This is a genomic window from Mucilaginibacter sp. L196 (assembly GCF_009765905.1).
Taxonomy (GTDB): Bacteria; Bacteroidota; Bacteroidia; order Sphingobacteriales; family Sphingobacteriaceae; genus Mucilaginibacter.
Map to the genome: position 1 here is coordinate 365,371 of NZ_LMUO01000019.1, position 12,524 is coordinate 377,894.

8 protein-coding genes are annotated in these 12,524 nt (G+C 40.1%); all 8 read left to right on the top strand.

Going from position 1 to position 12,524, the window contains the following annotated elements; translation table 11 throughout:
* Positions 1 to 166 precede the first annotated feature (166 nt).
* Positions 167 to 766 (top strand): hypothetical protein, encoded by a 600-nt coding sequence (locus GSQ74_RS18090; protein WP_158995626.1) that lies wholly within the window; start codon positions 167 to 169, stop codon positions 764 to 766.
* A gap of 8 nt (positions 767 to 774) precedes the next feature.
* The gene (locus GSQ74_RS18095; RefSeq protein WP_158995627.1) at positions 775 to 969 is read left to right on the top strand and encodes a hypothetical protein; all 195 of its coding nucleotides are present in this window, start codon (positions 775 to 777) and stop codon (positions 967 to 969) included.
* Positions 970 to 987: 18 nt separating this feature from the next.
* Positions 988 to 3,162 carry a conjugal transfer protein MobC gene (mobC, locus tag GSQ74_RS18100; RefSeq protein WP_158995628.1) on the top strand — a complete coding sequence of 725 codons (2,175 nt, stop codon included), beginning with the start codon at positions 988 to 990 and terminating at the stop codon, positions 3,160 to 3,162.
* 133 nt (positions 3,163 to 3,295) lie between these two features.
* Positions 3,296 to 3,865, top strand: coding sequence for an RNA polymerase sigma factor (locus tag GSQ74_RS18105; protein ID WP_158995629.1), 570 nt, complete (start codon positions 3,296 to 3,298; stop codon positions 3,863 to 3,865).
* A 94-nt stretch (positions 3,866 to 3,959) separates the two neighbouring features.
* Positions 3,960 to 5,096: a FecR family protein gene (locus GSQ74_RS18110; RefSeq protein WP_158995630.1), complete on the top strand. Its 1,137-nt coding sequence runs from the start codon at positions 3,960 to 3,962 to the stop codon at positions 5,094 to 5,096.
* A 245-nt stretch (positions 5,097 to 5,341) separates the two neighbouring features.
* Positions 5,342 to 8,980 carry a SusC/RagA family TonB-linked outer membrane protein gene (locus tag GSQ74_RS18115; RefSeq protein WP_158995631.1) on the top strand — a complete coding sequence of 1,213 codons (3,639 nt, stop codon included), beginning with the start codon at positions 5,342 to 5,344 and terminating at the stop codon, positions 8,978 to 8,980.
* Between the two features lie 57 nt (positions 8,981 to 9,037).
* The gene (locus tag GSQ74_RS18120) at positions 9,038 to 10,411 is read left to right on the top strand and encodes a RagB/SusD family nutrient uptake outer membrane protein (protein WP_158995632.1); all 1,374 of its coding nucleotides are present in this window, start codon (positions 9,038 to 9,040) and stop codon (positions 10,409 to 10,411) included.
* A 65-nt stretch (positions 10,412 to 10,476) separates the two neighbouring features.
* Positions 10,477 to 12,524: zinc-dependent metalloprotease (locus tag GSQ74_RS18125; protein ID WP_158996471.1), on the top strand; the 2,048-nt coding region annotated here is incomplete at its 3' end.

A 12,524-nucleotide genomic window follows, 5' to 3' on the forward strand; every position in this document is an offset into this window, starting at 1 on the left:
CCGGAGTTATCAACTACGTCCCCTGACTGGGCAGAATTCGAACCAATATTGGACATTCAGGAGCCGTTGACATTTCGTTCCGGAAAATCGGAATGTTGATTCCGCGACACTATGACTATGTCAACTCATTGATTTCAAAATATTTTTTGTACTAATTGTTACACAAATGGATGCTTTAAGGCCTACGGAATCGCCTGGTCAAGCGCCCCGGAATTTCCACCCTGAGGTGCAATTTTATGAATTTCCCGAAGCGACAAGCCGGAATGAATGGCGGGCCGTCGCCGGAAAAAATCAAACTTTTCCTTTGCTGATCAGGAGTAGCACATGGATCTATGACATGAAATTGGAACAGGGAAAAAAGCAATCGTTGCCCGTAGGAAATTCAATATGCCTGGTCCATTTGTTCGATGGTGCGCTTAGGGTCAATGACGATATGGCTATACAAAAAGGAGAAAGTTTCGTCGTTGAAGACGAAGAAATTCAGCTAACTGCCACAGAGGATTCCGATATTGTACTTTTTATAACGGATGAAAAGGCAAGGGTATTTAAAGAAGGTATGTATAGTGCTATTACAAAAAATACCTTCATTGAAGAACTACAAAAGCAAAACATCAATGTAGCATTCCGTACCAATGACCAGGGTTATACCTATGGTGTTCCCTATATTGATAATAACAATAAAACGGTATTCAACGGCAGTGATTTAGGCAAAGCTTATAGTGCCAAAGCCATCGTAGACAGGTTCAGTACAACCGATAAAAAATAAAGCCCGAATTGCAAAAGCAATCAAAGCGCAATGCACAAAGCATAGTCCGACAGCCAAAAACTTACCTCAAACCGCCGGAACAAACGAATTACTTATTGCAGGCGTTGGCAAAATACCAGCCGGAGGCCGTACCAAGCGCACCGCGCAAAAAGAAAAAGAGAAGATCAAACGAAAAGGAACAAGACCAGGGACTGGATTTATAAAGATCAGGAGGGATTATTATGCATACAGGGGAAGATACACAGGGGCTACGCAAGATCGTAGATTTTACAAGGCTCATCAGTATTTTTATACTGGCTATACACTTTTACATCTGCTGTTACCATGCATTTGCCCAATGGCACTGGACAGTAAGTATTATCGACCGCATCATCAGCAATATTGCCAAAACAGGTTTATTTAGTAATTGGTGGAAACCCAAATTGGCGTCACTGCTTTGCTTGGTTATTTCATTGGTTGGCGTAAAAGGCAAAAAGGATGAAAAGATTAATTATAAAAGCATTACCGCCTACTTACTAAGTGGGCTGCTCATATACTGGATGAGCGTCTTATGTTTTTATCAGCTTACCGATTTAGTGCTGATTGCCATTGCCTATATGGTTTTAACAGGTATAGGCTACTTATTGACGCTTACAGGCGGCACCTGGTTATCCCAAATCCTTAAAGAAAAACTAAACAAGGATATTTTTAACAGCGAGAATGAAACCTTTCCGCAGGAAGAAAGGAAACTGGAAAATGAATACTCTATCAACCTGCCTGCCAGATACAATCTCAGAGGTAAAGTAAGGTATAGCTGGATAAATTTCATTAACCCTTTCCGCGGGCTATTGGTGGCCGGTACACCTGGCGCGGGTAAATCCTATTTTGTTATCCGTCATATCATCGACCAACATATCAAGAAAGGGTTTTCGATGTTTCTGTATGACTTTAAATACGATGACCTTTCAAAAATCGCCTATAATAAGTTGTTGCAGTATAAAGCCAATTACAAAATCAAACCGGTTTTCTATGTGATCAATTTTGACGACCTGAACCACACCCACCGTTGTAATCCGCTTGACCCGCAAAGCATGATTGATATAACGGATGCTACCGAAGCATCCAGAACCATTATGTTAGGTTTAAATAGAGAATGGCTTAAGAAGCAAGGTGACTTCTTTGTCGAAAGTCCGATCAATTTCTTAACGGCCATTATCTGGTACTTGCGCAAATACGAGGATGGTAAATATTGTACCCTGCCGCATGTGATTGAATTGATGCAAGCTGATTATGACAAATTGTTTGCCGTATTATTAAAGCAACCAGAGATAACCGCATTGATTAACCCTTTTATATCCGCTTATAACAACAATGCCAAAGCGCAATTAGAAGGGCAGGTGGCCAGTGCCAAAATTGGTTTGGCAAGATTAGCCTCACCACAATTATATTATGTGCTGTCTGGCAACGATTTTAGCTTAGACGTAAACAATCCAAACGAACCTAAGATCGTTTGCATCGGGAACAACCCGCAGAAGCTGCAAATCTATGGTGCAGTATTATCCTTGTATATATCCCGTATGATTAAGCTGGTTAATCGTAAAGGTCAGTTAAAAAGCAGTTTGATCTTTGATGAATTCCCCACTATATTTTTTAACAACGTGGACAGCCTGATCGCTACAGCCCGTTCCAATAAAGTAGCGACCACTTTAGCTGTTCAGGATTTTAGCCAGTTGAAGAAAGATTATGGAGCGGAACAGGCAGACGTGATTACTGGTATTGTCGGCAACATCATCAGCGGGCAGGTAACCGGGGATACGGCTAAAACGTTAGCAGATAACTTTGGTAAGATCGTGCAGGATAAAAACAGCCTGACCATTAACAGCGGTGACACTTCTTTCTCCAAGGCTACACAACTTGATTATGCGATACCGGCTTCAAAAATAGCGGCCCTTTCATCGGGTGAGTTTGTCGGGATGATAGCTGATAATCCTGAACAAAAGATCGCGCTTAAAATGTTTCACAGTGCTATACAAAATAATCATGAAGCCATTGCAAAAGATGAGTCGGCTTATAAGCCGATCCCGGTGGTTGATTATGTAAGTGAGGAAACTGTAACGGAAACTTATGCCCAAATAAAGGATGATATCGCAGAATTGTTTAAAAATGAATTGGCTACACTAGACAAGGACGATGAAACAGCAACATCGGAAGTAGGTTTAGCAGCCAATGTTCCTACACCGGATGAAAAGCCGCTTAGTAAAAAACAACGTAGTCAAATAAAAAAACGCAACCGTCAAAGAGAAATACAAAATATGAAAAAAGTGAAGCAAGATGACGGTAATCAAACAGCTAGAAGAAATGATAAGTCCATATCTCCTGTTAAGAATGATGATATGGAACGGGCTTTATCACTGTAAATAAAGACGCTTCGATGCTGATACTTGCAAACCTTCGAGTTGTATGCGTACCTGAATCTCGGTCAGTTTATATTTTAACACAAGCCTTTGTAAATATCATATTAAATCTAAGTATTTTTGTTGTTACACAGCTATGCTTAAGTACAGCCCCTTAACCGATCAACAATTGGCATCCTTGCTGAAGGACGGTGACCACGGAGCGTACAAAGAAATCTATAACAGATATACCGGTATATTATACAGGCATGCTTTTGCTAAGCTTCAGGATCGTGAGGAAGCGAAAGATATTGTTCAGGAATTGTTTATCACCTTATGGGATAAATATGAGCAAATTGATTTTCAAACCAATTTGGCCGGGTATTTATACCGAATGCTACAGAACAGAATTTTAAACTTAATAGCGCATAAAAAAGTTGCATCGCAATATATAGATTCGCTCCAGGAATTTATTGAGCATGGGGAGGCTATTACCGATCACCTGGTCCGTATTAATGATTTAAAAGACCTTATAGAACAGGAAATTGCTGGTCTTCCCGATAAAATGCGTGAAGTATTTGAATTAAGCCGAAAAAGCTATCTTTCACATAAAGAAATTGCTGAAAAACTGAACATTTCTGAAAAAACTGTTAAAAATCAAATCAATGGCGCTCTAAAAAACCTTAGAAAGAAGCTTGGTGTGGCAATTTTCTTCCTTTTTGTCTGAATATATTAAGTTTTTTTTAAATTGATCTAGGCCCTGGGCCCAAGTTAGTTGTCTTTGTTGTAATTCTGGAATAAATAACAGGATTAAACAAAATATGCCGGCAAAGGATCTGTTAAAAAAATATCTTGAAGATAACTGTACTGAAGAAGAAAAAGCTATAGTGGAAACCTGGTATGTTCAGCACCGGTTAAAAACCCCAAAGGCTTTAACAGATGCAGAACAAACGACGGATATTCATCAGATTATTCATTATTTAGACACCCGGGTGCCAGGCTCCAGTATGGTGCAGCTTTGGCCGCGAATTGCTGCAGCAGCAATTATCTTATTATTCCTTTCCATTAGTGGCTATTTTCTGTTGCATAAACAAGCAGGTCAGCAATTTGTACTAAATCATCCATACGATATCGCACCGGGGGGCAACAAAGCTATTCTAGCCAGCCATGGTCAAAAAATCATTCTCAATAACGCTAAAAATGGGCTCATTACTACTAATGGAAGTGTTGCGGTTAACAAAAAAGCAGATGGCCTGATAAGTTATGATGATGCCCAGGCTTCAAACGCAAATGCCGCGGTGGTTTACGATACCATAACGATTCCAAAGGGTGGGCAATACCAGTTAAAAATGTCTGATGGTAGCAAAGTTTGGTTAAATGCCGCCACGATCTTGCGTTACCCGGAAAAGTTTGCGGGCAAGGAACGGAAGATTGAATTGATTAGTGGTGAAGCCTATATGGAAGTGGTTCATAATGAAGCTATGCCTTTTAAGGTGCTGGTTAAAGGCCAGGTTATAGAAGATATTGGCACCCATTTCAATATCAATGCCTATGATGATGAAGAGCTTATGAAAACCACCCTATTGGAGGGCAGCGTAAAAGTAAATGCCGGCGGCCAGGCTTTTTTGTTAAAGCCAGGTCAGCAAGCTCAAGTCAATGCAACTACCCACCGGGTTAACGTACACAATGTCGATACGGAAGATGAGATTGCCTGGAAAAATGGGCTCTTCACTTTTCATAATGCTTCAATTCAAACAGTGCTGAGGCAGTTAGCCAGGTGGTACGATGTTAAAATTGAATATGAAGGTCAGATTCCAGACAGAATGTTTTCAGGAGATATATACCGGAATACAACTGCCTTACAGGCTTTGGAGCTCTTAAGCTTCACTAAAGTTCATTTCAGGATTGAAAAAGGAGCTGATGGGCATTCCGAAAAGAAAATTGTAGTTACCCCCTAATTAAAATAGAATGTTGAATTAAACCCAGAATGAAAATATGGAAAAATAAATACTAAACACCAATAGACAAAGGGATAACCATTCTTCAAAAAATCCAGAGGAGCTATGAAAAAACCGCAGAAGTGTTGGAAGCACTTCCGCGGAAAGTATTCAGGTTAACCCTTTCCCAAATCCTGATAAAATCAGGATCGGATAAAATAATCGGCTGAACTATTTAATGTATTAACCCAAACTTTGTAAAAGTAATGAATTTTAATGCTATTACCATAGGTATGCATCCGCCTGCTGGCGAAGGATGGCTACCTCTCAAAAAACTCCTGTTGGTTATGAAATTGACTATCCTGATAATGATTATAGCAATGGTGCAGGTAAGCGCCAGTAGTTATAGTCAGCAGGTCAACCTTAACGTAAATAATGTCCCTTTAGAAAACGTATTAAAGGATATTAAAATTCAAACAGGCTATGTGTTTTTTTATGATAACAAAGATCTGCAAAACACCAATATCAGTGTACAGCTTAAAAATGCGTCGATTGATGAAACGCTAAGTGCATGTTTTAAGAATTTGCCATTATCCTTTAAAATAATAAACAAGAATATTGTCATCAGTCATAAGGAAGAGTCATTAACGCAGAAGGTTATCCGCTTTTTCACACCCCCTCATGAAGTTACCGGCACCGTATTGGCTGAGGATGGCAAACCGATACCCGGTGTTACCGTAATGGTAAAAGGCACAAGCAATGCAACTGCGACGGATGAATACGGAAGGTTCCGGTTGCAGGCCGTTAGCGATGACGCCATTTTGGTTTTCAATAATATAGCCACGGAAAGCCTTGAAGTGAACGTGGATGGCAAAATTGATTTAAAAGTTGCTTTAAAGGCTAAAAACACCAAGTTAGAAGAGGTTAAGGTTTTATCAAACGGTTATGAAAAGATTTCCCCGGAACGGGCGACAGGATCATTCGGGTATGTTTCTTCGGCAGAAATTGAAAAAACACCGGCAATTAATCTTATGGAACGGCTGCAAGGAAAAGTGCCGGGTGTTAATTTTGATGTCCGCAAAAATACCATCAACATCAGAGGAACAAATACATACAATGGGGGCAATGCGTCACAACCCTTAATTGTTATTGATGGTTTTCCCATGATCGATGAAGCAGCCGGTGGCCAGGCGCTCACTCAAATAAGTAATACCACTTCGTCAGGATTTGCCATATTATCCAGAATTAATCCTGAAGATATTGAATCGATCACATTTTTAAAAGATGCAGCAGCATCGTCAATATGGGGTTCGAGGGCAGCAAACGGCGTTATAGTAATCACAACTAAAAAGGGAAGAAAAAAAGAAACAACCATCAATTTTAATGCGAATGTAAGTGTTTCTGCACCTGCTGATTTGTCACAGTTACATACTATGACAAGTGCTCAATATGTTAACCTGGAGCAGGAGCTTTTTAATAAAGGTTATATTACTGATCCGGCTAATTGGGCGAGCTATGGCTATTATACATTTAATTATAATCCTAACAACAGCGAGGCCACGGAGTGGATGTTCAAAGTACAGCGCGGAACGGCAACAGCTGCGCAACGCGATTCGGCGCTGGCCGTACTATCAGGCAGAAGCAACAAAAAGCAAATCAGTGAATACTTATTACAAAAAGCCGTTACAAAACAGTACAATATAGCAATTTCAGGTGGCGGGGATAATGGCACTTACTACATATCAGCCAATTCAACTAATGATCGCCCAGTATTTAAAAGCAACGATGCACAGAGCTATAATCTAACAGCAAATACGACCAGTGATTTCTTTAATAAACGGTTAAACATCTCAACAGGTTTAACTTATACTAATAATTATAGTAAAACTAACCAGGCCGCCAGCACCGCGCTGAGTAATTCGTCACTTGGTTTAAGGCCCTATGATATGTTGGTAGACAATAGTGGCAACTCCATAAACAGATATGTGTTATATAGGCCTGAGGTTATTGATAACTTTACCAGTGAAGGGTATCTGCCATGGACATATAACGCCATCGATGAACTGAATTATTCCAACAGCATCCTTAAAGAAACCAGGGTTAGGTTGAATACTGCAATAAACGTTAAAATATTCAGCTGGATTGATTTTACTACCAGCGGCTCTTATCAGGACAATATTAGTAATACAGGCGAAGAGGATCAATTAAACAGCTATAATGCACGTACATTAATTAATACTTATACCAGTATAGCCAACGGTAAATTAGTTTATGGAATACCCTTAGGCGGTATTAACCACTTAACCAATGCGAGTAATGATGATTACTCCGTACGTGGCCAGTTTAATGTTCATCAAACCTGGGATAATATCCATCAGTTAAATTTGATTGCAGGGTCAGAAATCAGGCAAACGCAATCTACCAGTAACAGCCGCACGTTGTATGGTTTTAATGATGATACCTATACATCTACCTATGTGAATCCGACGGCATATTACAATACAGTTTACCCATACCAAATGAGTCCGGGTTATTCAGACGGGACCATAAATATTAGCAAAGAGCGGTATTTATCATACTATTCCAATGCCTCATATACCTTACTGAATAAATATACGGCCAGTGGATCTATAAGATTTGACAATTATAGTGCACAGGGTGCTTCGGATCAGCAAAAAGCAATTCCACTATGGTCATCGGGCTTAAAATGGAATGTAAAGCGTGAGGATTTCATGCAGAATGTTAAGCCTATAAATGATTTAAGCCTGCGTCTAACTTACGGATCAGGAGGAACTATTCCAGGAACAGGTTTAAATACGGTGATCTTAAACGGATCAAATTCAGACTACTATACAGGCAAAACTTATACAAGCATTAGTTCACCCGCTAATAATGAGTTAACATGGGAAACCACCAAGCAATTGAATGCGGGTGTTGACATGGCCTTGTTAAACAATCGTATATTATTAACCTTTGATGTTTACCGTAAAAGGTCATATGGTATATTAGCTCAATTGCCTTATGATGCCACTTACGGGTGGTCAAGCGTGTTGTTTAATGCAGGGACATTAAGTAGCCACGGATTAGAGTTTGGTCTGCAAGGAGCAATTATTCAACAAAAAAACTGGGGATGGAATTCCAGCTTTACTTTTTCATACAATACCGATGTTGTAACTGATGCCCGCTTTACCAAAACCAACAGTATCAACTTGGTAGGCTCTTCAACCCCTATCAATGGCTATCCATTGGATTACCTGTTTGTTTACCGTTGGGCTGGGTTAGATAATACCGGAAATTCTCAAATTTATGATCATAATGGAAATATTGTTCCCTCGACCACCGGTAATTCCAGCCTAACATCAGCCGATTTGAAATATGCAGGGCGTACAACGCCGCCTTATTTTGGCGGATGGGGTAATGATTTCAGATATGAAAGCTTTACACTTAACGTGCAGATGGTTTATAAGATGGGGTATAAATTTTTGAAGTATTCCATCGGAAATTATCCGACTAATGCAAGCACCTCTAACCCTTTTACAGGTGTATTAGGTACCGAAGAAGATTTGGCTTATCGCTGGAGAAATCCCGGGGATCAGGCATTTACCAATGTTCCGGGATTAGGAGCCAGTACTAACAGTATAAACAGGTATCAATATTCAGATCTGTTGGTTCGTGATGCAAGCCAGGTTCGTTTACAACAAGTAGCCTTATCATATGCTTTACCCCATAACATAGTAATGCATACGCCATTCAAAGCTCTTTCAGGCAGTATTAGCGCTCGTAATTTAGGGTTGATCTGGAGAGCTAACAAAGATGGCATAGACCCTGATTATGTAAATACAACCAGCTACAATAATTTGCCCCCGGCAAAGAATCTTGTATTTGGTATTAATGCCACATTTTAATTAGGCATGATGGAAAAAGCTAACATTCAAAATACTCATTTTAACCATAGTATCAACATGAAAAAATATATAGTTGCCCTTGTGGTCATGGGCTCTCTGATCACAAGCTCGTGCCGTAAGTATGTAGAAATACCTGCGGTAGGAATGCATGCACTTAAATATACATCTGATTACCAGGATCTTTTGAATAATACATCCGTTTTAGAATATTCATATAGTTTTCCTTTACTATCGTCTGATGATGTAAGTATTGATAGTATAAAGTATCAAAATTCATTCACTGCGCAAACAGCTGATGTTCAATTTGTATTGACTTATACCTGGGCACCGACCCGTTATGCCACAAACATTGAATCAGACGTTGACTGGGAGCGTTTTTATCAACAGATCATGATCTGTAATAATGTATCCGATGGGGTAATGGCGAGTGAAGGTGGTACCGTAACACAAAAAAATGCCATATTAGCACTGGCGTTGGTTCACCGTGCCTATGCCTACTTAAATCTGGTAAATTTATACGCTCCTCCATATAATCCATCTACCGCCTCTACTGATCTGGGTGTTCCCTTGCTTACTACTGCAAACCTTTTCGCAAGTTTAAAAAGGCCGCCTTTAGCTGATGTTTATGCACAAATCATTAAGGATTTAACAACAGCATTACCCAATTTGCCTGATCTGCCTGCTTATAACTCAGATCCATCCAAAGCTGCTGCATACGCAATATTGGCCGAAACCGAGTTGGAGATGAGAAACTTTAGCGATGCAGGTACTTACGCTGGTAAAGCACTTGCATTGCAAAGCACTTTAATTGATTTAAATGCCTATGCTTCGGCCCCTGGAACTTTACCAGGAAAGCTGCTTGACCCGGAAACCATTTTCTCAAAGTTAAGTGGTGGATACAGTTTCAATAATGTGACTTTAAGTGGTGATCTATTAACGCTGTTAGGTACAAAAGACCTTCGTTATATATTATTTACCGGATTAAATTACGGCACAGCAGCTTATGGGCGCAGTTATTACCGTCAGAATTATAATAGTAATGAAGATGTATATATCGGGCCAAACGTTCCTGAAATGATGCTGATTAAAGCCGAAAGTGCTGCCCGTTCAAATGACGCGGCCACGGCGGTAAGCCTGCTCAATGCACTGCGCAAAAAGCGTTTTAAACCAGCCGATTATACAGATCTAACGGCAAGCAATGCTGCCGATGCCCTTACTCTGGTTATTAATGAGCGCAGGCGGGAATTATTTGGCCGTGGTTATCGCTGGTTTGATATGAGAAGACTTAACCAGGATGCGGCGTTTGCTAAAACCTATACAAGGGTATTTAAAGGTGTTATTTACACACTTGCACCTAATAGCGCGCGCTACACTTATCAAATTGATAATAAGTACATTTTGTTAAATCCGGAGATCGTGCAGAATCCATAATTATTATAAACGGTGGTTCTGACTAAGGGCCATCCACTTTCAAATCTTAATAAAAACAACCATACATGATTAATAAAATTATCAACAGAGTTATAATCATAACTTTCTGTTTGGCAGGAATGAGTGCAAGCTATGCACAGCCACAAAAAGAGAGCACGCAACACAATACAACTGAAACACCAGTAGATACAATAAAAAAACCGGCAAAAGTCAAGGTGCGCCCATATAAAGATGTGATTACAGCCGATGCAGTAACTACAAATGGGCTGATCACCATCCATAAGATTGATGATCGTTATTTGTTTGAAATACCCTGTGCTATTTTTAATAAAGATCTACTGATAATGAGTCGTATAGCATCTGCGTCTGCCGATATGCGAATAGGCAGGGGAGGCGATGGTTATGCCGGTGACCCCATTGGCGGAACTATTATCCAGTTTGAAAGAGGGCCGGCAAATAAATTGTTTATCCGTAAAATGTCTTATTCTGAATATTCTAAAGATAGCACGCAGGCTATGTATGCATCGGTTAAGCGAAATACCATGCAGCCTATTGTGGCCTCATTCCCTATAGCAGCCTATAAGCCAGACTCAACAGCAGTAGTTGTAGATATGACCGATTATATCAATTCTGATAATGATCTTTTTTATTTTGGTTCGGCCATACAGAAGCAATTGTTACATATAGGCAATCAGCAAAATGATCGCAGCTATGTTAAATATGCACACACATTTCCAACCAATGTTGAGCTTAGGACGATTAAAACCTATGCTATGGCAGGTACGACCATGAGCGGTGGTTTTACCATGGAATTGAATACCTCCATAGTCCTATTACCCGAAAAGCCAATGAAAGCCAGGATGTATGATCCGCGTGTTGGTTATTTTACAACAGATTATATAGACTATGATGCTAATCCTCAGGGAGTTAAAACAACAAGCCTGATAAATCGCTGGAGATTGGAACCTAAACCTGAAGATTTGGAGAAGTACAAAAGGGGAGAGTTGGTAGAACCACAAAAGCCTATTGTATTTTATATAGACCCAACTACGCCTAAAAAGTGGATCCCTTATTTAATTCAAGGCGTTAATGACTGGAATGTTGCATTTGAACAGGCTGGTTTCAAAAATGCGATTTCGGCCAGGTTAGCGCCAACGCCAGAGGAAGATCCCTCTTTTGACCTGGAAGATGCCCGCCATTCGGCCATTATTTATAAGCCATCTACCATGTCAAACGCAAGCGGACCAAGCATTGCTGACCCGCGCACCGGCGAGATCATTGAAAGCCATATTAACTGGTACCATAATGTGATGAAGCTGATTCATAACTGGTATATGATTCAATGCGGAGCAGTTGATCCAAGAGCCCGAAAGATGGAATTTGATGATGATCTGATGGGCCAGCTTATTCGTTTTGTATCGTCTCATGAAGTTGGGCATACCTTGGGCCTGCGTCATAATTTTGGAGCAAGTGCAATGGTTCCGGTTGAAAAACTGAGAGATAAAGCCTATGTTGAAGCGAACGGGCACACCCCTTCAATTATGGATTATGCCAGGTTTAATTATGTGGCACAGCCCGAAGATCATATAAGCGAAGCAGGCTTATTTCCGCGTATTGGCGATTATGATAAATGGGCTATTGAATGGGGTTACAAATATTATGATGAGTTTAAAACCCCCGAGGAGGAAGTGCCGTTTTTAAACAAACTGACCATTGAAAAGCTAAAAAACAAACGTTTATTGTTTGGCACAGAGATCGGTACCAATGATCCGCGTTATCAAAATGAAGATTTAGGTGATAATGCCATGATTGCCAGCGAATACGGTATAAAAAATTTGAAACGTATTTTACCGCAATTAATTGAATGGACAAAAACTCCGAACGAAGGGTACGATAATTTAAAAGACATGTATACTGCTTTGAATGCGCAGTTTGACCGTTATCTGGTTCACGTTATAAAAAACATCGCGGGTGTTTATACCACAGCAAAAACATCTGAACAGCCGGGAGATGTTTATGAGCGTGTGCCTGCAAGCAGACAAAGAGAGGCTATGAAGTTTTTGGATCGTAATGTGTTTACTACGCCTATATGGATGTATAATGCAGAGGTGCT